We start from the raw sequence: 21,564 nt of genomic DNA, 5'->3' as shown, positions 1-21,564 counted from the left end.
CCTGTCACGCAGGGGGGCGCCGGGGTCGTACTCCCTCAGCGCCCGGTCCGCTCCACGGGCCGCCGGTGCTCCCCGCGCGCCCCGGGGCGCCCGGGCGGGAAGTGCGGCAGCACGTGTTCGGCCAGTTCGTCAATCACTTCGGCGACCGGACGGCGGCTGTGCTTGAAGTTGATCATCAACTGGTCGATGCCGATGTCCTGCCAGGCCCGCATCATCGCCAGGAACGACACCCGGCCCACCGAGAAGCCCTGGTGGATGCGCCGGGGCAGGGCCAGCGGGTCCGCTGTCAGATCCAGATAGGTGGCCTGCGCGTACGGCTTGAACCCACCGCCGTCGCCCCGGGTCAGCTCCCGCCACCGCTCGATGTTCTCGGCCTGCTGCTGCAGCGGCGGGGTGTAGTACAGCCAGCCGTCCGTGTTGTCGGCGATCCACCGGACATCCTGCCTGCCACGTCCCGTCATCAGTACGGGGATCCGCCGGTACACCGGCTTGGGCAGCAGATCGGTGCCGCGCATCCGGCCGAGCGGCGACTCCACGTGCGGGAAACGGTGCTCGAGGACGATACGGAAGTACTCCAGCGACTGCCGGAACCTCTCGGCCCGGCCGCCCAGGTCCTGGCTGAAGGCCGGGAACTCCACGGGCCGGTCACCGGTGGCCACCCCGAGCAGGAGCCGTCCGCCTGACAGCCGGTCCACCGAGGCGGCCGCCTTGGCGGTGTGCAACGGATGCCGCAGCGGCATGACGATGCTGGCGGTCCCCAGTGTGATCGAGGTGGTGCGGGCACTGAGCTGCCCCAAGTACACCCACGGGTCGAAGACCTGCCCGGCGTCCCCGAAACTCGGGTCCAGCAGCGGCACGTCACGGACCCACAGCGAGGCGAAGCCGGCCCGCTCGGCCTGCTGGATCCGCTCGATGTGCCCGGCCAAGGACGGCACGGGCCCGTCGAAGCCCTCCAGGGGCGTGATGGCGCCCACGGTCATCCTGCCGCCGGGATACGCTCTGGCCATGGCCGCGTGCTCGGAGAACGGCCGCTGCGCCCCGCCTTCGACGTCCAGGGGTGCGCCGGCTGAAGGAACTGTCGATTGTGTCATGCGATCCTCCGGCGATTTCATGCGCCGACGCAGTGCCGACGTTCGGAAAGCGCGGTGAGGTGGTGCGGCCTCGGCCTCCATGTCGGCCGAGGTGCCTGAGGTGCCTGAGACACAGAACGTCCGCCCCTCGACCAGTGTGACGGTGGCCGCTGTGAGTACGGCCGGCTCCCTCTCCCCCGATGAGGGCGCCGACCTCGGCGCTCCTCGTTCGGGCTCACCCCTACCCGTCTGCTCACCCGATTCGTGGACTCGTCGAGTCCCGAGGGCTCGGCCTCTGGAGTGGGAGAGACCAGCGGTTCCTTGAGTGGCTTGGGCGGTTTGGACGCGAGGCCCTGCGCCTCGCCCCTGGTGAGGCGCTCGGCCAGGGTTACAGGGACGCGCCGGGTGATGGTGTCGCGGAAGGTGTTGTAGTCCACGAGCCGTCCTTTTTCTGAAGCTTTGCAACTGGCTGGTGGTCGGCTGGCGGGCGTCATGACGCATGCGCCTCGGCAGAGGTCGTTTCTATGCTCCGGCTGTGGGCCACACTCTGCCTGCTCCCGGCGGGCGGAAAAGCGGCGGGCTCCATAGACCTCCGAGCACAAGTCAGACGGCCTCCGCCCCGGCAAATGGGGACACCGGCGCCGGTCTGCCGGATGTGCGTCAGGGCGCCGTGCCTGTGGGCACGGTCGACTTTCCCGCCGTCGCGTTTCCAGTCGGCCCGTTCGGCGTCGAGAGCGTTCGACGGCGGGGAGCTGTCGGGCGATGTCCATCAGCCACCCTGCCAGGTCGTTGGACCGTGGGGCACGGCCGGCGCGGCTCTCACTTGCTCCCAAAAGATGAGCATGACCTCGTCAGACACGGTGCCGGCCCGCCCCGCTTCCTCAGGGCCCAAGCCCGGGGGTGATGGTCGGGGTAGTGGCTGATCTGGTGTGTTGCTGGCTCGTTGAGGGGCGGAGTGATGCCGCTCGTCGGGGCGCCCTGGCACCGCCCCGCTTCGCCGAGTTGGTCATGTCGTCCGATCAGCGGCTCTCGTTCGATGCGCCGCAACGCCGCGCAGCTTCCTGCAGAGGAACGGCCGTACGGCTGGCCGGGGGTTGCCCCCGCATCTCATGTCGTGGCGATGCCGCAGGGACACAGTCAGGCTCCTCCTTCGTCGAGCGGAACCACAGTGAACACGGGAACCGTCCCGAACCTCGCCCCGCCGTCTGCTGCCAGCAGGCCCGCCGGCGCTGGGCGCGTCGACCGCCGGTCGGTTGGGGACGGGGCGGAGCCGCCGTAGTACTCCGAGGCCGGGAAAGCCGGCCGCATGGGGAAGGGCGGCAGCGGTATCGAGAAGGGACGGATGCTGCAATGCCGGAAGACGCCCCGCCGAATGGCGGAGCCCCGGGCCCTTGGGCCCGGGCACTGGGGGGTGCAGACCAAGCTTCACGCCCGCCGCAGCCTCGACGACTCAGGTCACCGGCTGTTCCTCAAACCCGCCCCGCTACGGCCTGCCGTCCTGGGCGGCTTCACCTTCGACAACTTCGCCATCGACACCACCGCGGCCCTCGTGACCTGCCCTGGCAGGCACAACGTCCTGCTCACGGCACGACCAGCGCACCGCCTCCTCAAGGACCTGTGCACCGGCTGCCTGCTGCGCAAGCGGTGCACCAAAGCCAAGGCCGGACGCGTTGTGACCATCCGCCCGCACCACGACCTCCAGGCCGCCGCCCGTCACCAAGCCGCGAACGATCTCACATGGCACGCCAACTACCGGCGCTGGCGACCACCGGTCGAACGCGCCGTCGCCTGGCTCGTCCAGCACGGCAATCGCCGCCTGCGCTATCGCGGAACCATCGCCAACAACGTCTGGCTCCACACCCGAGCAGCCGCCCTCAACCTCCGCCGACTGGTCAACCTCCGACTCACCCAAACCGGCGGCACCTGGCAACTCGCCCCGGCTACCACATAGCGAAAATGGGCTGCCCGGCCTACGGCCGAACAGCCCCTCCCCAAGATCTTCACGAGCCCTCTAGACTAGGGCAATTCGGGAGGTACGGGCTCCGCGATACCGCGCCGCGCCACGAACACGAGTTCTCTGCCCGGCCGGTCGGGTGCGTCGCGTACGTCATCGATGACGAAGCCGTGATCGTGCAAGTCCCGCTCGATCTCCGTGCGTTCACGGAAGCGAAGTGTCGATTCCGAGATCAGGACGTCCCCGTCCGCAGCGAACACGTGCGTACCCCGAAAGCTCACCAGCGGCAGGCTCAGGTCCGTCAGCTCGGCCCAGGTCGCAACATGGCCGACACCCGGGATGTCCGTCACGCGGTACGTGGTCTCACGCGTCCACTCCGCCCACTCCTCCCACACTCGCTGCGCCGGATCGCGCGTCTCGAAGACCAGCCGCCCGCCGGGTCGTAGCGCCTCGTGCGCGCCGCGCAGCGTCGTATGCCACGCCTGCGGGTCGGCGATCGCCTGGGCGACGTTCCCCGTCATCGTCACCAGGTCGACCTGCATGGGCGGCAGGTCTCCCGCGTCACCGTCGAGCCAGCGCACCCGCTCCGAGCCAGGCTTGCCACGCGCGACGTCGACGGAGGCCCGTGCGGGGTCGATCCCGGTGACGGTGATCCCGACCTCGGCGAGCAGCAGCGCGAACACGCCCGTACCGCACCCGATGTCCAGCACGGACCGCGCCCCGAACTCCTCCGCCATCGCGACGTACGCGTCGAGATCGCTGCGGTCCGGATCGAGTTGGTCGTAGACGGCGGCGAGGCGCGGATGTCCGAAAGCTGCGTCAACCATGGAGGCGAACGTATGCGGTCCGAGCGTGCGCAGCCACTGCTTTTTCGGGTTACAGCGCTGAGCGGCGCGGCGGCGCGCGCCGCCGCGCCGTGCGCTCCTGCCGGGCACGGCCATACGGAAGCGACCCTCTGCCAGGGGGTTTGATGCTCCAGTCCGACGTCGTTATCACGTGTGGAGAGATGCGGCAGGCCTGGTCGCATGTTCCCGGGGCGACCGTGCTTGTCCTGTGAGGGCGGTCAAAGCGGCGGCGAACGGACAGTACAGCCAGCGCATCCTTCCGACCTGCACACATCACGCTTCGGCGCCTCACTCAATGTTGCACAGTGTGTACTTGATATTAAATCCAATATCGAATCGTTGCTCTCATTGGCCGTCAGCTGACAGATTGTGTTGGCACTCAACGTTTCACGGCCCGGGGTCGGGATTGCTCGCGGATCAACGCAGCTCTGCCCGACAGCAGCGCGCGGCACCCAGGCATCGCGGCAACCATCGTGGCGCAGCGCCGCGCCACACATGGCGTTGTACGACACCCGCAGGGCAGTGAAGTCGCCCCACCCCCGACTTCACTCGGACAACGGTCCGGCCCAGTCGGACCGTGAAAGGCGATGTCGATAGATGACCAGCAGCGAAAGCTCAAGGCTGTCCCGCCGAACTCTTCTTCGAACCACCGCGGTGGCCGGCGCCGCGGCAGCGGCGACGACGGTGATCGGTCCGGGCACCGCCTCAGCGGCGCCCGCGATGTCCCCGACCCGGACCGATCACGATCAGCCGGCTGCCGGAACGCAGAAGCAGGGGTCCATCCCGGCCCCTGCGAAGTACTTCGGAACTCCGATCGGAACCGAAGGCTTCCTGGCCCAATGGGACAAGATGGTCCCGTATTTCCAGCTGATCGGCGCTCACAGCGACCGGGTGAAGTACGAGGAGATCGGCAAGACCACTCAGGGACATCCGTACGTCCTACTGACCATCAGCTCGCCGAAGAACCTCGCCAATCTCGACAAGCTGGTCGCCACCAATGCCAGGCTCGCCGACCCCCGAGGGTTGTCCGAGGCCAACGCGAAGAGGCTCGCCACCGAGGGCAAGCCCTTCTACTACGTGCAGGCCGGCATCCACTCGACCGAGGTCGGCAACTCCCAGGCCGCCATCGAATGGGCCTACCGGCTGGCGACCGAGAAATCCGACTACATAGAGAAGATCCTCGACAACCTGGTCATCCTGCTCCAGCCGTGCCAGAACCCGGACGGCATCGTCCTCGTCAACGACTACTTCGCCGCCACGGCCGGCACCAACTACTCGCGCACCTACCCCGACCTGTACAACAAGTACACCGGCCACGACGACAACCGCGACTGGATCATGCTCACCCAGATCGAGAGCAGATACAACGTCTCGATCCTCAACAAGTACCGGCCGCAGGTCTTCCAGGACTCCCACGGCGCCGGCGCCAACGCCCCCCGGCTGTTCACCCCCCCGTACCTCTCGCCGTACGACCCCAACATCGACACCATCCTGGTGCAGCAGACAGACACTGTGGGCCTGGCGATGCAGCGAGGCATGACCGTCGCCGGCATGAAGGGGAACGGCTGGGGCTCGACATACGACTACTGGTCCCCGTCCCGGCAATACTGCGTCTACCACGGCTCGGCGCGCATCCTGACCGAGGCGGCGGCAGCCTCCAACCTCGCCTACCCCAACGTGGGCACGAAACCGCTCGGACAGCAGACCACCGACATCAACTTCATCGAGCCGTACGACTCCAACACCTGGACGCTCCGCAACATCATCGACTGGGTCTCCCAGGCCTTCTACTCGGGTCTGGAAGCGGTCGCCTACGACACCTACAACTGGCTCTACAACTCCTATCGCGTCGGCACCAAGGCGGTCACCCGGACCAGCCCGTACGCCTACGTCATCCCGGCCGGGCAGCGTGACCCGCAGGCCGTCCGCGACGCTCTCGAGATCTTCCACCGCGGCGCGGTGGAGATCCGCCAGGCACGGGTCGCCTTCACCGCTGACGGCAAGCAGTACCCGGCCGGTTCGTACATCATCCACCTGCAGCAGCCGTACGCGGCGTTCGCCAAGACGCTGCTGGAGGTACAGAGCTACCCGCAGCTGCTGCAATACCCCGGTGGCCCGCCGCAGCGGCCTTACGACACCACCGCGCAGACCCTGCCGATGCTGCTCGGCTTCGAAGCCGACCTCATCACCACATCCTTCTCGGCCGACACCGAACTGCTGAGTTCCATCAAGCCTGCGGTGGTCACCAAGCCGTCCGTAGCGCCGAGCAGCGGGGCGTACGCGATCGGACCGGAGTCCTATGGGGTGTTCCGGATCGTCGCCGCGCTGCAGAAGGAGAACATCCCCACCTTCCGCGCCGCAGCCCAGTTCACCGACGGCGGTCGCACCTTCCCCGCCGGCACCTTCCTCGTCCCGCCGTCCTCGGCGGCCAGGGAGCTCCTGCGCACCCAGTCGACGGCCACCGGCATCCCGGTGTCCGCCATCAAAACGGTGCCGGCAGTCGCCGGTGTCCAGCTCAAGCCGGGCACGAAGATCGGCCTGCTCAAGCCCCCGGACAACATGCCGTCCGGCTGGCTGATGTGGACGTTCGACCAGTACGGGGTGAACTACTCGGTCGTGGAGGCGGGCGACTACGCCAACCTCGCCGACACGTACGACGCCATCATCGTGCCGGACGGGGTCAGCAAGAGCTCCATCGTCAACGGCCTGAGCTCGACGAAGTACCCGCCCGAGTGGGCCTGGGCGTTCGGCGTCGGCACAACCGGCTGGAACCAGTTGCACGACTTCGTGACCGGCGGCGGCACGCTGGTCACCTTCGGCAGCGGGACCGCGACGGCCCAGTCGCTGTTCGGCCTGCCCATCACCTCCACTCTGCCCAGCGGCTCCAATTCGGACTTCTACTGCCCGGGGTCGCTGCTGAGCCAGGAATTCGACACGAACAACCCGGCGGCCTGGGGGGTGCCGGCGAACAATCCCGTGTGGTTCGTCTCGGACGACGCGTACAAGCTGACCAGCACGAGCACGTACCCGGTGGACGTGGTTGCCAAGTACCCCGACAGCGGTGATCAGCTGAAGAGCGGCTGGCTGATCGGCGGCGAGCACCTCAACGGGGCGGTCAACGGACTGTCCTGGACGATCGGCAGCGGTTACGCCGTCACCTTCGGCAATGAGATCGGGTTCCGCACCTGGAACCGGTCCGAACAGCGGATGCTCTTCAACGCCGCGTACTACGGGCCGTCCAAGAAGCTCACCGCCGGCCAGTTCCAGCGCCTCGGAAAGTAGATCGCAGGGTGGGGGCGGGCCCTACCGCCCCCACCATCGGCCATTCCCGGCCAGACAGAGAGAGGAAGACCCCGCTTGTACCCCGACGACGGAGGCTGGACGAGCGCGCTGACCCACCTGGAGTGTGGACGGTGCGCCGAGCGGTACGACGCGGATGCGCCCCAGAACGTGTGCCACTGCGGTTCGCCGCTGCTCGTCCGCTACGACCTCGATCAGGTCCGGGCCTCGGTCCGACCGGAAGACATCGCGTCACGTGGAGCGGACCTGTGGCGATACCGGGAGTTGTTGCCGGTGAGGGACCGCGCGAACGTGATCACTCTCGGTGAGGGCTGGACGCCGATCCTGCCGCTGACCCGGTACGGCCGACGCATCGGGGTACCGGGCCTGCTGGCCAAGGACGAGGGAATGCTGCCGACCGGCAGTTTCAAGGCGCGGGGCGCGGCGGTCGGCGTCTCCCGTGCACACGAACTCGGGGTACGGCAGTTGACGCTGCCGACCAACGGCAACGCCGGCGCCGCGTGGGCCACCTATGCCTCACGGGCCGGTATGGAGTGTCTGGTCGTGATGCCCGAGGACGCTCCACAGGTGACCCGGAAGGAGTCTCTTGCAGCGGGCGCCCGAGTGTACACCGTGGACGGTCTGATCGGCGACGCGGGCCGTATCGCGGGGCAAGCCGTACAGGACGGCTGGTTCAGTGCCGCCACGCTGCGCGAGCCCTACCGCATCGAGGGCAAGAAGACGATGGGCCTGGAGATCGCCGAACAGTTCGGCTGGCGGGTGCCGGATGTCGTGGTGTACCCGACCGGTGGTGGCGTGGGGTTGATCGGTATCCGCAAGGCACTCGACGAGTTGACCGCGCTGGGCTGGATCACCGGGCGGCTGCCCCGGTTCGTGGCCGTGCAGTCCACCGGCTGCGCACCGATTGTGCGGGCCTTCGAGTCGGGGGCCGAGACCGCCGAACCGTGGCCGGCGGACGAGGCACGCACCGTCGCGTTCGGTATCAACGTCGCAGCAGCGCTGGGCGACTTCCTCATCCTGTCCGCACTGAGGGACAGCAAGGGTACGGCGATCGCCGTCGACGACCAGGACATCCTCGAGGAGCAGGTGGCCTGCGCGGCCGATGACGGCGTGCTGATGTGCCCGGAGGGGGCGGCGACACTGGCCGCGGTACGCCGGCTGCGTACCGACGGGTGGCTTGCCGGGGACGAGGAAGTCCTGGTGCTCAACACCGGCAGTGCGCTGAAATACGCCGACACCCTGCAGGTCGACCGGCCGACCCCCCTGGGACGGGATGCAGACCTGCCGCCGGAGGCGACCTCCACGGCCGAAACGACCGGCACGGTCCGTGGCCGTCGGACACCTCGATGACCGGGTCGCCTGGCGTGGACGGTCCGCTCGTCCAGTCATCCGCCGATGGACAGGCACCTATGGTGGAGCTGCGCGGGGTACGCAAATCATACGGCACCGTCGAGGTACTCAAGGGCATCGACCTGAGGGTGGCCCGCGGTGAGGTGGTCACCGTCATCGGTCCGTCCGGCGGTGGCAAGAGCACCCTGCTGCGCTGCGTCAACCTGCTGGAGCCGGTGACCTCCGGACAGGTTCTGCTGGAGAACGAGGATCTGACCGCACCCGGCGTCGACTTGGACAAGGTACGCCGACGTATCGGCATGGTGTTCCAGCAGTTCAACCTCTTCCCCCACCTTTCCGCCATCGACAACCTCACTTTGGCGCCGCGCAAGCTGCTGCGGATGTCCAGAGACCAGGCGTACGAGCGGGCGACCACGTTGCTCGACCGAGTGGGGCTGGCGGGCAAGGCCGATGCCTACCCGCGGCAACTGTCGGGCGGTCAGCAGCAGCGGATCGCCATCGCCCGCGCGCTGATGATGGACCCGCACGTGATGCTGTTCGATGAGGTGACCTCCGCACTGGACCCGGAGCTGGTCAGCGAGGTCCTCGACGTGATGCGTGACCTCGCCCGCTCCGGAATGACGATGCTGTGTGTCACCCACGAGATGGGCTTCGCCCGTGAACTCGGCGACCGACTGGTGTTCGTCGACAGTGGCGTGATCGCGGAGCAAGGCCGTCCGGCCGATGTGCTGGACCGGCCCCAGAACGACCGCACCCGCCAGTTCCTGCGCAAGGTACTCAGGTAGCCCGCCCGAGCGGGCAGAAGGAAGTTGAGTCGTGAAATCGAGATTCGGCATTGTCATCTCCGCGGCGATGGTCCTGGCTCTCGCCGCCGGCTGCTCCTCCTCGTCGGACGGGTCATCATCGTCCGCCGCAGGCTCCGGCGCGTCCGCCCACCCGGTCGACGTGGGGGCCCCGCTGCCCGCCGAGGTGAAGAACAAGGGCAAGCTTGCCGTCGGCGTCAAGTGCGACTACCCGCCGTTCGGATACATCGACGAAGCCTCGAAAAACGCGGGTTTCGAAATCGACATAGCCCACCAGCTGGCCTCCTACGCCTTCGGTGACCCCAACGCCCTGACCCTCACCTGCGTGACCGGATCCAACCGGGTGTCGTTCCTGACCTCCAAGCGCATCGACCTGATCGAAGCGACGATGAACTACACCCCGGAACGCGCCCAGACCATCGACTTCTCCACCCCCTACTTCGCGAGCGGCGTGAAACTGCTGGTACCCAAGAACTCCTCGATAACCTCCTTCGACGAGTTGGCCGGCAAGCAGGTCATCAGCATCAGCGGCGCCACCGCCAGCCTCTGGCTGACCCAGTGCATGAAGGACGTCGAGCAGACCCTGTTCGCACAGACGAGCCAGGCACTGACCGCACTGAACCAGAACCGCGGCGTCGCCCTCGCCCAGGACGACACCCTTCTGCTCGACCTGGCGACCAAGAACCCCGACCTCAAGGTTGTCGGCGACGCCAAGGCCGACAGCCCCTGGGGCATGGGCGTCCGCAAGGGCGACGCACAGATGCTCGCCTGGATCAACGGCGCCCTGGCCCACATGCAGAAGACCGACTTCTTCTGGAGCGAATTCCAAAAGACCGTCACCGACACCACCGCTCAGCGGCAATTCGCGAAGTACCTGCCCCGCCCGGGCCACAACCTCACCTACCCGACCGGCGCCACCATCCAGTGCTGAACATGCCCGACGACTCCGGCTACCAATTCGACCCGGCGATCATCGTCGACCACCTCGGCGACCTCGGCACCGGCCTGCTGCGGACGCTCGCGATCAGCGCCATCGGCATGGCGGGCGCCCTGATCGTCGGCGCACTGCTCGGCGCGGTGAGCACGCTCCGCATACCGGTCGCCCGACAACTGATCACGGTCTACGTCGAAGTGTTCCGCAACACCCCACTCCTGGTGCAGATCTTCTTCCTCTACTTCGCACTACCGGAGACCGGACTACAACTCGGCGGCTTCACTGTCGGCTGGCTGTCACTGCTTGTATGGGGCGGCGCCTACAACGTGGAGAACTTCCGCGCCGGCTTCGAAGCCGTCGAAGGCGGCTACGTCGAAGCCTGCCGAGCCCTCGGTTTCCCCCGCCTGGCCGCCTTCAGACACGTCACCCTCCCCATCGGCGCCCGTATCGCCCTCCCGTCGGTCACCAACATCCTCATCTCCGTCTTCAAGAACTCATCGTTCATGATCGCGATCAGCTACCCGGAACTCACCGAAACCGCCGTCAACATCGTCGCCGTCACCTTCCGGGTCTTCGAGATGTTCCTCGCCATCGGCGTCGTCTACCTCGGACTGGTCTGGCTCATGTCACTGGGCGCCAGAGCCATCGAGGGCCGCTTCGCGATACCAGGAGGACACTGATGCCCGCATGGGTCGGCCCCGTAGCCGACTACCTCGCTGGCGGCCTGCGCGAAACCGCCCTGCTGGCCCTGGTCAGCATTGCCGCGAGCCTCCTGGTCGGCATCCTGCTCGGCGCACTACTCACCCTGCCCGGCAAACCGGTCCGGGCCGTGGTCCGGGCCTATGTCGAAATCTGGCGCGGTCTACCGATCATCATCACCCTGTTCCTCATCTTCTTCGTCCTGCCCATCATCGGCGTACGGGTGAACACCTTCATCGCCGCCGCCATCGGACTGTCCCTGTGGGGCAGCGCCAACGTGGCCGAAGTCGTCCGCGGCGCCGTCCAGTCGGTACCACGCGGGCAGGCCGAGGCCGCCGCCGCACTGGGCTTCTCCTGGACCGGCCGCATGCGACACGTCCTCCTGCCCCAGGCCGCCCGGCGAGCCCTCCCCCCGCTCATCGGACTCGTCGTCAACCTGACCCAACAGACCTCACTGGCCGCCGTCATCGGACTCGTCGACATCCTCGAAGCATCACAGCGCTCCATCGAACGGCTCACCCTCTCCGGCGGCTCCACCCACGCGGTACCGATCCTCGGCGCCGTACTTGCCGTCTTCTTCGTCATCTGCCTGCCGCTGACCATGCTGTCGCGCTGGTACGAGCGCAGACTGCACTGACCTGCCCGACCGCGGCCGGCAACTTCGGGCAGGTAGCGTCCTCCGTACCGATACACACGGAGACAAAGGGGGGAACCGGCGATCATGACCGTCCCGCGCCACACCTTGCTGAATGCCGCCTACGACCACGTGCGAGCGGCCATCCTCGACGGCTCCCTCACCCCGGGCTCCCGCGTCACCGTCCGCCCTCTGACCGAAAAACTCGGCCTCAGCCCAACCCCCATCAAGACCGCCCTTGCCGCGCTCGAACGCGAAGGCTTCCTCATCGCCGTTCCGCATCGCGGCTACTTCGTCCCCGAAGCCGGCACGGACGACCTATTGGAACTGTACGAGCTGCGGGAGGCCGTCGACGGCCTCGCAGCGCGCCGGACGGCCGTGGCACCCGATCACGACCAGATCGCCACACAGCTGCGCCAACTACTGGCCGAACAGCGAGAGGCCATCGAAGCGAACAACCTGAACCGCTACGGAGAATTGGACCTCGAGTTTCACCGCCTCATCTGGGAGGGCTCAGGCAGCCGACGGCTCATCCCCATAGCGGAGAACCTCATCGCTCAGGTGCGCCTGGGCAACCGTCTTTCCGCGCGAGCCCCCGGCCGTCTGTCCGTCGCTGTCGATGAGCACGAGGCCATTTTGGAGGCGATCGGGAAGGGTGACCCGCGTGCCGCGGAACGCCACATCCGCCGCCACGTCCGTGAAGCGGGCCAGGCCCTGCGGCGCTACCTCGACCTACAGGGACCACTGGGGAAGCCGCGGCAGCCGTGATCACGCCACCGATGCGCGATCGAGCGGCGAATCGGCGGACAACTCGTCGACACCGTCAGGAATCCCTGCGACTGTGACCAGGACTTCGAGGCTCATTCTGTTAGCCATGGAACCTCTCTCATCGGCCCGTGTCGACGTGGGTGAGTGGGGTGCCTGTGCGGCACGATGTCAGGGCCGTGCCACACAGGCCGTCAGTAACGCGACTGCGGCACCGGTTGCGGCCAGGAAGCCCCGGCGGCTGAACGCACCGCCGTGCCCGGTCTGTTCACTCATGGAAAAGATCCTCCTGATGCCTGATGCAATGGTCCCGCGCGGGAGCGGTGCGGCGGGTGAGTACCCGCGCACCCGTCCATGACGGAGGACCCTGCGCAGCCGAGCGCTGGGCCACTCCGCGTCGTTCACCAGTGCAGCGTCGCGGTCTCGCCCGGGTGAAGTCGCAGGGTCCGTGTGACTCCATGGGCGATCACCTTGGTGGTGCGGCCGCCGACGCTGCGGATCACGGCCTCCGTGATCCTGCCCTTGCGCCAGGCCAGGTCGACGGTGAAGCCGCCACGGGCGCCGACCCCGGTGATGCGGCCTTGCCGGGCCCAGGCCGCGGGCAGGGCAGGCAGCAGTTCGATCCGCCCGGGGCGGGAGTACAGCAGCATCTCGACCATGGCCGATGGTGTGCCGAAGTTGGCGTCGATCTGGAAGATGCTCCGGTCGTCCTCGACCTGGTAGATGTCGAAGAGATTCATGGCGGAGCCGTTGCTGTTGTCCGTGGAGGGCCGCAGGTTGGTGGTCACCAGTTGGTAGGCACGCTCTGCGTCCTTCAACCGGGCCCAGCACAGGGCGCGCCAGGCGTTGGCCCAGCCGTAGCTGTCCATGCCGCGGGCGACGAGCAGTGCACGCACGCCGGAGAGCAGGTCGGAGGGTGAGTCGTCGAGGGTGATGCGGTCGCCTGGGAAGAAGCCGATCAGCGGAGAGAGGTGCCGGTGCTGTTCCTCTCCGAGGTTGTCCGGTGACATCCACTCTTCCAGCCAGCCGCTGGTGGGACTGACCCGCGGTAGGTACAGGCGCTCGCGGAGCCCGTCGAGGGTGCGCCGGTAGGCGGCGTCCTTGCCGAGGGCCAGGCTGGCGGTGTGGAAATTGCCGAAGAGCGCCCACACCAGTTCCTGTGAATAGGTGTTGCCCACGGAGTCCTGGGGGCCCTGTTCGGGTGACCAGTCCTTGTCGTCGACGAGCACCTCGCGGTCCTGCCCGGTGACGGGATCGTTGACGGTGGCAGTGATCAGTCGCGTCTCCCAGAACTGGCAGGCGCCTTTGAGCAGCGGGTAGATACGGGCGAGTGTCGCGGTGTCCTGGGTGTACTCCCAGTGTTCGAACAGGGTGTTGGCGATCCAGGCGTTGGCCGCGGGGTGCCACCACCAGCCCGAACCACCGTGGATGTTGGTGGAGAAGGCGACGGCCCAGCCCGCCGCTTTCCCTGAGGAGTTGCGGAACCGGTTGCGCGGGTCGTTGTAGAGGCGGCGTGTGGTGTCGGTCCAGGAGGGCAGCTGGGCGAGGCAGTAGTCCGTGAAGGCGTCGAAGCAGGCGGACAGGCCGGTACGATCGGCCATCCAGTAGTTCATCTGGACGTTGATGTCAGTGTGGTAGTCGCCCATCCAGTCCGGATCGTTGCCGTCCAGCCAAGGCCCCTGAAGGCCCATCGGAACGCTGTCCCGGGAGCCGGCGATCATCAAGTAGCGGCCGAACTGCAGGTATGCGGCCTCCAGTTCGGGGTCGGGCGCGGCACCTTTCTGCGCGCGGGCCTGGAGACGTGTCCAGGTGTCGGCGGCGCGCTGCTCGCCGGTGGAGGTGCCGAGAGAGACGTGCTGGGTGTCGAACAACTGGCGGTGGTCGGCGACATGGGTCGCGCGCAGCGTGGCCGGGTCGTGCCTGACGGCTGTGTGCACCTTTTGCAACGCCAGGGCGTGGGGGTCGGCGGCTGGGTCTCGGTAGCCGCGGGTGGGGTCCGGTGCGTAGTCGGTGCCACCGCTGAAGACGATCAGCAGGTCGGCGCAGTCGGTGAAGGTCAGACCGGTGGCAGTGGTGGCAATCCTGCCGGTGCGGCTGACCGCGGTGACCGCCGCGGCGTAGCGAAGGTCGTTGCCGAAGGCCGCGGCGAAGGAGGAGGTGACGTCGGCGGCGTCGGTGACCGCGGTCTCGCCATGGGTGCCGCCCAGGGTGATGGCGCCGGTGAGGCCGCCGTCGGGTTGGATCAATCGCAGTACCACCACGTCGTCGGGGTGGCTGGCGTAGACCTCGCGATGGTGGGCGGCTCCGCGATGCCGGTACTCGGCGGTGACCAGGCCGTTGCTCAGATCAAGGGTTCGGCGGTAGCCGGTGACCGTGTCCGGGGTGTGGTCGGGCAGTTCGACGGTGAGGTGGGCGAGCTGCGTGAGTGAGCCGAACTCCACCCGTTCGTAGGGGAACTGGCCGTCGTTGTCGAGGACGTCGTTGCGTCCGCCGGTCCACAGGGTGCTGTCGGTGATGTAGAGCGCCTCGCGGCTCGGATCGTTTCCGACGAGGGCGCCGAGCCGGCCGTTGCCGACCGGCAGCGCCTGCTGGATCATGCCGTCCTGCGCCGCGGGCGCGGTGTACCACAGCTTCAGCGCCTCGCCGTCCGGGGTTCGAGGGTCGTCCGACGGGCGGTGGGGCTCGGCGGCAGCCGCGGTGAAGGTCGGCAGGCCGAAAGCGGCGAGTGAGCTCGCGGCTCCGACGACAGCGGCGGCCGAAAGAAAGCTCCGACGACTGGGCGGTTGCGGGGCGGCGGGGTGGGGCACCGTCATGTGAGCTGTCCTCCTGATGAGTTCTGCGGCACGTAGGGTGCTTGCAGGTACACAGGAGCAACATAAAACTCATAATTAATGTATTCAAGGGTTCCGACGGAGAGGGATCTCGACCCTTACATCGGATGTCTGTGGCGCCCCACTCGTCGACAGAAGCTCTCACCAGCTCGAGGCTTCCCGCCTCATCTTCGGGCACGCGCCGTGTGAGGGGTGAGTGACCGAGCCGCGCATCCACGACACGGCCGCACCCGAAACGTGCCTACGCGGAGGCGAACTTGGCAGCGATGAGCTTCTTCCCGTTCACCGAGTCGTCCTTCATCTCGTCCCAGCTCAGACCGAGGGCAACGAGCGTGTCGCGTGCTTCTTTGACCCGTTCGGGCTTCGTCTCGTCGCGCGCCATCTCGTAGAGCGCCGCCGCATGTTGGTCTCGCTCGTTCGGGCCCACGTCCTTCCAGAAGGCCAGCGTCCTGCGCAGGCGGTCACGGCGCGAAGGGGTGGGGCCACCCGCAGTCTCCGGTGCGGCGCTCTGCTCCCAACGATGCTGGAAGAACCTCCAGGTCTTCCAGCCCGCCGATCCCAGGGCCACCGTGGCGGCGGCGCCGGCGAGTCCCCAGCCGACAGGCGTGGCGACGAGGACTCCGGCCCCGGCGGCCACTCCGGCGGCGAGGACCACCCCGGCAACCATCGAGGCGATGGAACCGCCGACGCCCAGCAGACCCGCAACGGCGCCGATGGCCTTCATGGTGGTGCCTCGGCTGTTCTTCCGTGCCGCGTACTCCTGAATGTCACGCAGTGAGATGTCCTCGACCGCGCCGCCCCGGTAACGCTTGGCCTTCTCCGTCTGCTTCTCTAGGGCGTCCTGCATCTTGGCGGAAGTGACCGCGCGTTCCTCTTGCCGGATCCTCGCGGCCTCCAGATCCGCCTGGTCCCGCTCGAGCGCTGCCTGAGCCTGGTCCGCCCGTTCCAGGAGACGGACGAGAAGGGCGAAGTCCACCTCTGCCCCTCTTACCTCTTGCTGTGCCTGCTCCCACAGTGCCTTCTCGAAGGATGCCTCCGCCGTCTCGACGTCGGTCCGACCGTCGTTCACGGCCTTCTGCAGGGCTTCCACCTGATCGTTCGCCGCCCTCAGTGCCTGCTTCGGCTTGTTCTGGTCATCCATCAGCCTCTGCAACGCGGCGACGCGCCGACGCGCGCGGTCCGCCTTTCTGATGAACCGGACGCTCTGAACGGACGCCGCGACCACTCCGATACCGGAAGAGGCAGCGGCCACTCCGCTCACGGCCGCCTGGACCACATGCTTGAGGTTCATCACGGCGGCCGCCAAGCCGGTGGACATGTTGACGAAGCTCAACCCCTGCTCGGCCGTCCCTCCCGCGCCAGCCTTCATGTCTCGGCCCAGCGCGTGGTCCTCGGCCGTGCCCGGCTTGGCGTTCTTCCTGTCCATGCGTGCACGGTGGAACCTGACGCCCTGACCCACGAGCCCCGCGGCCGAGGTGACCGTTCCGACGCCGGAGCCGACGACGCTGCCGTACTGCGCGGCATTCGTCGTCGCATCCGGGTTCCTGTAACCACCGGCGACCGACGCGCCCGTGAACTGGTTGTTCGCGTCCCCGGCGGAAGTGACGTCCCCCGCCTTCTCGGCGGCCGCACTCAGCGAGGGCCCCGCCGGCGGCGGCCCGCCGGGCTTCGTGCTCGTCATCCACCGAACAGCCGTGGCATTGCCCGCACTTCGCTGCAAGGCCAACAATTGCTGCGCCGAGACAGCACCTAGCTTCCCTGCCACGCCCGGGCCCTCGACGGCAGATTGACGCCGGGCCGCTGCAACCGCGCTCTGCCCTCGCTTGGCGTCGGCCAAGTGTTCACGTCCCTGCACGTCGTCCTCCGAGCATGTCGGCGATGGCGGCTTCGCGTCCGACGACCACCGGCCGCTGCTCCACCGCACTGGCGTATCGGCCCGGACGTCCCTTCCGGGCGGACCTCGTGGACACCCTCACCGCAGTCCAGTGAAGGTGTCCGGACCCCTGAGGTCAGCGGATGGGGTGGACCGGGCCGACCTTGAGTCCGTGGATGGCCGAGCTGCCGCACTCGGCCGTCTTCCACGGCGCATCGATCTGGTCCCTCGAGCCGGGCGGGAAGACACCCAGGAACGAGACGCTCTTCAGCCGGCACTCCGCGTCGGAGTAGCCGGAGCGCCCGCTGGGAGCCTGAGCGTCCGCGGCGGCGTGGGCGTTGGGGATGAGGGTCACCGTGGTCACGGCAGTGTCCGTGTCACGTTCGGCGGCGTTGCCTATCCGAGCGCCGTCGCGGCCGCGGAAGGACACACCGGGGAAGCCGGTGAGCGTGCATGTCGAGTCACCCGTGTTCTGGAAGGCCAGTTGGAAGTGGGTCGTACCGGCCGCGGTATCCACGTTCTCTGCGGAGACCCGGAGATGTGCGGACGTGCACCGCTGGGGGTCGCCTCCGCGCCCCGCATCGGAGTCGGAGCTGCCGTCCTGAGCACCGGCTCGGCTCCGGGATGCCGAGGAGGCGCCGCCGTCCGATGCGGCAGGGTCGGCCGACGACGCAGAACTCGGGGAGAGTGCTGTCGACGAATCGGTCGACGGGACACCGGAAGCGCCCGCCGTATCCTTGTCGCAGGCCGTCAACGCGGCGAGAGCCAGAACGAGGACGGGTATGGCGCGACGAACGGTCGCAACGTGCATGAAAACCCAACTTCTTGTGCGGTGACAGGGTGGATCCCCCGCCATGTTCAAATGGAGGTCCCCACTCCCCCGGACTCCTGCGACAAGAGTTCACCGGCCGCATGGAAACCCGGGGAGCATTCACGACCGCTTCTGGTCGCGTTCCTGCATCGCCGACTCCTGTGACGGCCCCCGTTCCAGACGGTCCGACTCCACATCGAGTTCCAGCCAGACCCTCGACTGAGCAGACCACCCCCGTGACAAGGAGGGACGGCTCGTCTCGGTCGGCCTGCTGGGTTCGGCGGCGGAAAACCGGGGTGGGTGCCTCAGCCCTTCGCGGCCGGTACCGTCTTGCCCTGGTCGATGGTGATGGACTGCTTGATGGCGAACCAGACGCCCCCGACGTTCTGGCCGTTGATGTCGCCCGGCCGGGTGTCGCCCTTGAATGTGTAGGCGGGCCAGCAGTTGAAGGCCTCCTGCCGGGTGCCGTCAGGCGTGGTGAAAGTGAACAGTGCCTTCGGATCGAGTCCGGCGGCCTTGGCGTCTGCGGCCGAGACCGGAGCGGTGGGCGTCCACTTCTGCAGGCAGGTCGCGTCGCATGCGGTCTTCATGGGCCACGGCTGGTCCTTGGTGAACAGATACAGAGTCCGGCCGTCCTTGTCCTGAAGGACCATCCCCAGCTTCGGGTCGTTGAGCACTCCGAGGGCCGGGCGCTTGACGCCGGCCTTCCAGCCGTCGGGCGCGGAGGCGTACCAGGCGCCCTTGACGCCCTGACCGTTGACGTCTCCGGGCTTGGTGTCCTTGGCGTAGTAGTACAGCGGCTTGCCCGCCAGTGTGAGCTGCTTGGAGCCGTCCGTTCGTGTGATGGAGCCCAGCAGCTCCTGGTTGATGCCCTTCGCGGCCTTCGCTTCACCCGCCGGGACCGGCGGCCACTGTGCGGCGCACTCGCCCTCGCAGCTCGAGGAACCCGGCTTGGTGTCCTTGGCGAAGACGTAGACGCTCATGCCCTTCCCGTCGACGACGACGTCACCGAGGGAGTTGTCGGCACGCACGGACACCTCACCTGAGGACAGTGTCGCCGCGGTCGCCGACGGGCTGCCGGAAGCGGCGTTCGCCGCGGGCTGCTGTGCGGCCGCAGACGTCTGGTTCTCTGTCCCGCCACCGCAGGCCGTCAGGGCGGTCAGCGCCAGCAATGCGGCGCCGGCCATGGCCAAGGAGTTCCGGGCGTTGCTCTTCATCACACTTCCCCAAGTTCATCGAGCACGTACTCCGTCACGGAGTTACGCAGTGCATGACCCCGCAGCCACAGGGTTCAGGCCAAGCCTTTCCCAGTCGCCGGCGCCCGGACCAGGTACCCGAGGGCACATCACGTGGGCCGGATGGCCACAACCGTGCGCGGTCATGCACCCGTACGAGTCTTGGTGAAGCCGAGGCGCACCCCCGCTGGCACGAATCCCTCCAGACGCCTCAGGCGTGCAAAAAGCCAAACTGCGACTGCTGACTCCCTGTGTAGCCTGTCGATCTACTCGAACGGCAGGCGCTGATCGTGGACAGGGAAGGCCAGCACGTCGGCATCCACCTACCCGAAGGATCCTGGTGGGACTGGGACGTCATCACCTGGAACGCCGGGCAGTTCCGTCTGGCGGCCGGACATGACCTCACCTACTCTCACGGTTTGGAGTTGGGATTCGGTGATCCCGTTTTCGTCAGCTGCCCGACGACGTTTCACAACCCGGTCTTCCGCGTGCCTACGAGCGAGGAGCGGATGCGACTCGCTCGCCGACTTGGTGAGGAACCATCGGTTTTCGTCCCCTTCGATGCAGACGCGGGCGGTCAGGAACCCATCTCATGCCTCATCGCCGCGGAACGGCTCGAGGTCGTGCATGAGACCGTTCTGAGGTACTGGCGGGACGACACGGCCCCTGGTCAGCGCTTCGCCCCGTGGGTGCGGCCTCCGGCGTAGCCGACGAAGCGTATTGTGCAGCGCGTTCCCCCGGCAGACGGAAACGGGATAGCAACGGTCTCATCGAGGCGCCGGCCCTGCCGAGGCCGCCCATCCCGGCCGCCGATCCCGTTGGGGTTCGCGGCCTCGTCGGTTCCGGAAGCTACAGGTCAACAGCCCTTGTGCTGCTGCCGGGCTTGAAGCCACCGCAAGTGCCTGGCGTACTGCCCGGCGTACGACCTCTGAGCACGGTCGATCGAAAGCACTTGAGGATCCGCCGCTTGTTCGTAGAGTTCGACTTCGAAAGGATCCGAGTCCTCCTCGACAAGCCGTGCCAACGCGTCCCGATCCTGCTCCGCCGTCGGGCGCATGCGAACCTCGTCCCTCCACACCTGACCGCTCGCTTCGGCTTCGTCCACCACGCGAATATATGTGGGACCGGCGGCATGCGGAGTCCTCCGAACCAAGGTCCTGTCACGGACCGCACCGGCGTCCCGGCGGGCGAGGCGCAGCAAACGCCGCATCGGCTCGGGCCGCGTGTGGCCCGCGTGTTCGGCCAGCCGCCGGCAGTTCTTCCGTTCGACGTTCGACAGCAGCGCGAGCTGGTGGGAACGGGCCGCGGTCCGGTGCCCAACTCGCCTGAAATGGCTCGCGATTCGGATCATAACCTGGTGGAAGGCCCGGTGCCGTCAGCCGAGGGCGTCGAGCAACTCGCGCTCGCGTTGTGCGCTGAGGCCTGCGCGTCTTTCCCGGTCCAGCCCCTGCTCGCGTTCCCAGCGCAACGTGTCGGCCAGTATCTCCGCCGTGGGCCGGTGTCTCAGCCCCGTGGCGCGCGCCGAGGACCCGTCCCGGGCCGACCACCCTTCCCAGCCCGGCTCAACCAGCCACATCGCCAGCGATTCGGACCCCATGTACTGGGCCACGCCGTTGGCGAGCAGCCACGCCGATTCGGCGGTGACCACCGGACCGGTGTGCGCGCCGGCGGCGCGGGACAGCTCGATCCACTCCTCGAACGGCACGACCGGGCCGACGGCGTTGTACGTGCCGGTGGTTCCCGTCTCCGCGGAGTCGAGCAGCCAGGAGGTGAGGTCCCGCACGTCGACCACCTGGGTGGGCATGGCGGGTGTGTCGGGGACCAGCATCGGCCCTAGCGGATCGCGTGCGGCGCGGGCGACCCAGTAGCCGGAGCGCCCGCTGTGATCGCCCGGCCCGCCGATGAGCCCGGCTCGTGCGATGAGGAGGCGGTCATCGACAGCGGCTGTCGACGCCTGCTCGCAGGCGACCTTCGCCTCGCCGTACAACTCGCGGTCGACCTCGCTCCGGTCGGTCGGGGCGAGCAGGGCCGCGGACTCGTCCGCCCCCGGCGTGGCGTGGGAGGCGTAGGCGTTGCCGGACGAGACATACACCCAGTGCCCGGCCTTGCTGCCCAGCACGTCGAGCGCTCCACGAACGAAGCCCGGCTGCCATGACACCTCGACGACCGCGTCCCATACGCGGTCGAGCAGGGGCTCGTACGCCGACGGGTCGCGCCGGTCGGCGGCGACCAGTTTCGCTCCGTCCGCGACTTCTCCGCTCTCGCCACGCGCGAGGCAGGTCACCCGATGGCCGCGTTCGATCGCCTGCCGGGACAGCTCCCGAGCCACCCATGCCGTTCCGCCCAGAACCAGGATCTCCATACCGACACACAAGCACCGGGATCACCGCCCGGCCATGCCGATTCGCTGACAGCAGATGGTCAGCCGCGAGATCAACCTCAACATCCGGGCAATAACGT

General features: G+C 67.7%; 17 protein-coding genes. 8 read left to right on the top strand and 9 right to left on the bottom strand.

The annotated features are described in order from the left end of the window. Positions 1–35: 35 nt before the first annotated feature. The gene (locus tag RCR19_RS38375) at positions 36–1,091 is read right to left on the bottom strand and encodes an LLM class oxidoreductase (RefSeq protein ID WP_331269728.1); all 1,056 of its coding nucleotides are present in this window, start codon (positions 1,089–1,091) and stop codon (positions 36–38) included. A 1,390-nt stretch (positions 1,092–2,481) separates the two neighbouring features. Here RCR19_RS38375 and RCR19_RS38370 point away from each other — a divergent pair. Continuing rightward, positions 2,482–3,021: a transposase gene (locus RCR19_RS38370; RefSeq protein ID WP_331269727.1), complete on the top strand. Its 540-nt coding sequence runs from the start codon at positions 2,482–2,484 to the stop codon at positions 3,019–3,021. Between the two features lie 65 nt (positions 3,022–3,086). Here RCR19_RS38370 and RCR19_RS38365 read toward each other — a convergent pair whose 3' ends face one another. Beyond that, complete coding sequence (locus tag RCR19_RS38365) at positions 3,087–3,851, bottom strand: class I SAM-dependent methyltransferase (protein ID WP_331269726.1); 765 nt, start codon at positions 3,849–3,851, stop codon at positions 3,087–3,089. Positions 3,852–4,466: 615 nt separating this feature from the next. On the opposite strand from RCR19_RS38365, the gene RCR19_RS38360 reads away from it, so the two are divergent. From RCR19_RS38360 to RCR19_RS38330, 7 genes are all read left to right on the top strand, one after another. After that, positions 4,467–7,151, top strand: a complete 2,685-nt coding sequence (locus RCR19_RS38360) for a M14 family zinc carboxypeptidase (RefSeq protein ID WP_331269725.1) — start codon at positions 4,467–4,469, stop codon at positions 7,149–7,151. Positions 7,152–7,226: 75 nt separating this feature from the next. Next, the gene (locus tag RCR19_RS38355; protein WP_331269724.1) at positions 7,227–8,519 is read left to right on the top strand and encodes a threonine synthase; all 1,293 of its coding nucleotides are present in this window, start codon (positions 7,227–7,229) and stop codon (positions 8,517–8,519) included. A 59-nt stretch (positions 8,520–8,578) separates the two neighbouring features. After that, positions 8,579–9,304, top strand: a complete 726-nt coding sequence (locus RCR19_RS38350) for an amino acid ABC transporter ATP-binding protein (protein WP_331269723.1) — start codon at positions 8,579–8,581, stop codon at positions 9,302–9,304. A gap of 31 nt (positions 9,305–9,335) precedes the next feature. After that, positions 9,336–10,253 (top strand): transporter substrate-binding domain-containing protein, encoded by a 918-nt coding sequence (locus tag RCR19_RS38345; RefSeq protein WP_331269722.1) that lies wholly within the window; start codon positions 9,336–9,338, stop codon positions 10,251–10,253. Between the two features lie 2 nt (positions 10,254–10,255). Then, positions 10,256–10,936, top strand: coding sequence for an amino acid ABC transporter permease (locus tag RCR19_RS38340; protein WP_331269721.1), 681 nt, complete (start codon positions 10,256–10,258; stop codon positions 10,934–10,936). Then, complete coding sequence (locus tag RCR19_RS38335) at positions 10,936–11,592, top strand: amino acid ABC transporter permease (RefSeq protein WP_331269720.1); 657 nt, start codon at positions 10,936–10,938, stop codon at positions 11,590–11,592. The genes RCR19_RS38340 and RCR19_RS38335 overlap by 1 nt, the downstream gene beginning before the upstream one ends. A gap of 84 nt (positions 11,593–11,676) precedes the next feature. Beyond that, positions 11,677–12,357 carry a GntR family transcriptional regulator gene (locus RCR19_RS38330; protein ID WP_331269719.1) on the top strand — a complete coding sequence of 227 codons (681 nt, stop codon included), beginning with the start codon at positions 11,677–11,679 and terminating at the stop codon, positions 12,355–12,357. Positions 12,358–12,525: 168 nt separating this feature from the next. Here the strand turns inward: RCR19_RS38330 and RCR19_RS38325 are convergent, their stop codons facing one another. The 7 genes from RCR19_RS38325 to RCR19_RS38295 form a co-directional block, all read right to left on the bottom strand. Next, positions 12,526–12,630: a twin-arginine translocation signal domain-containing protein gene (locus RCR19_RS38325; RefSeq protein ID WP_331269718.1), complete on the bottom strand. Its 105-nt coding sequence runs from the start codon at positions 12,628–12,630 to the stop codon at positions 12,526–12,528. 125 nt (positions 12,631–12,755) lie between these two features. Next, positions 12,756–15,167, bottom strand: a complete 2,412-nt coding sequence (locus tag RCR19_RS38320) for a glycoside hydrolase N-terminal domain-containing protein (RefSeq protein ID WP_331269717.1) — start codon at positions 15,165–15,167, stop codon at positions 12,756–12,758. Positions 15,168–15,426: 259 nt separating this feature from the next. Beyond that, a complete protein-coding gene (locus RCR19_RS38315) occupies positions 15,427–16,866 on the bottom strand; it encodes a hypothetical protein (protein WP_331269716.1) in 1,440 nt (479 codons plus the stop codon). 328 nt (positions 16,867–17,194) lie between these two features. Beyond that, positions 17,195–17,869 carry a DUF4232 domain-containing protein gene (locus RCR19_RS38310; RefSeq protein WP_331269715.1) on the bottom strand — a complete coding sequence of 225 codons (675 nt, stop codon included), beginning with the start codon at positions 17,867–17,869 and terminating at the stop codon, positions 17,195–17,197. A 305-nt stretch (positions 17,870–18,174) separates the two neighbouring features. Continuing rightward, entirely contained in the window at positions 18,175–19,086 is a 912-nt protein-coding gene (locus RCR19_RS38305; protein ID WP_331269714.1) for an SCO0930 family lipoprotein, read from the bottom strand. Positions 19,087–19,960: 874 nt separating this feature from the next. Next, positions 19,961–20,209 carry a hypothetical protein gene (locus RCR19_RS38300; protein WP_331269713.1) on the bottom strand — a complete coding sequence of 83 codons (249 nt, stop codon included), beginning with the start codon at positions 20,207–20,209 and terminating at the stop codon, positions 19,961–19,963. 270 nt (positions 20,210–20,479) lie between these two features. Continuing rightward, on the bottom strand, positions 20,480–21,466 hold the full coding sequence (locus tag RCR19_RS38295) for an NAD-dependent epimerase/dehydratase family protein (RefSeq protein ID WP_331269712.1): 987 nt from the start codon (positions 21,464–21,466) through the stop codon (positions 20,480–20,482). Between the last annotated feature and the right edge of the window lie 98 nt (positions 21,467–21,564).

It is taken from the genome of Streptomyces sp. WAC07094, from assembly GCF_036320405.1.
GTDB lineage: Bacteria > Actinomycetota > Actinomycetes > Streptomycetales > Streptomycetaceae > Streptomyces > Streptomyces lannensis.
The sequence above is the reverse complement of the archived record's forward strand: the minus strand, read 5'-3'. Positions and strand labels throughout refer to the sequence as shown.

Coding starts and splice junctions, on each gene's coding strand:
- RCR19_RS38375 (WP_331269728.1), bottom strand. CDS start 1,091: ATGACACAATCGACAGTTCCTTCAGCCGGCGCACCCCTGGACGTCGAA.
- RCR19_RS38365 (WP_331269726.1), bottom strand. CDS start 3,851: ATGGTTGACGCAGCTTTCGGACATCCGCGCCTCGCCGCCGTCTACGAC.
- RCR19_RS38360 (WP_331269725.1), top strand. CDS start 4,467: ATGACCAGCAGCGAAAGCTCAAGGCTGTCCCGCCGAACTCTTCTTCGA.
- RCR19_RS38350 (WP_331269723.1), top strand. CDS start 8,579: ATGGTGGAGCTGCGCGGGGTACGCAAATCATACGGCACCGTCGAGGTA.
- RCR19_RS38340 (WP_331269721.1), top strand. CDS start 10,256: ATGCCCGACGACTCCGGCTACCAATTCGACCCGGCGATCATCGTCGAC.
- RCR19_RS38335 (WP_331269720.1), top strand. CDS start 10,936: ATGCCCGCATGGGTCGGCCCCGTAGCCGACTACCTCGCTGGCGGCCTG.
- RCR19_RS38330 (WP_331269719.1), top strand. CDS start 11,677: ATGACCGTCCCGCGCCACACCTTGCTGAATGCCGCCTACGACCACGTG.
- RCR19_RS38325 (WP_331269718.1), bottom strand. CDS start 12,630: ATGAGTGAACAGACCGGGCACGGCGGTGCGTTCAGCCGCCGGGGCTTC.
- RCR19_RS38320 (WP_331269717.1), bottom strand. CDS start 15,167: ATGACGGTGCCCCACCCCGCCGCCCCGCAACCGCCCAGTCGTCGGAGC.
- RCR19_RS38315 (WP_331269716.1), bottom strand. CDS start 16,866: ATGACGAGCACGAAGCCCGGCGGGCCGCCGCCGGCGGGGCCCTCGCTG.
- RCR19_RS38310 (WP_331269715.1), bottom strand. CDS start 17,869: ATGCACGTTGCGACCGTTCGTCGCGCCATACCCGTCCTCGTTCTGGCT.
- RCR19_RS38305 (WP_331269714.1), bottom strand. CDS start 19,086: ATGAAGAGCAACGCCCGGAACTCCTTGGCCATGGCCGGCGCCGCATTG.
- RCR19_RS38295 (WP_331269712.1), bottom strand. CDS start 21,466: ATGGAGATCCTGGTTCTGGGCGGAACGGCATGGGTGGCTCGGGAGCTG.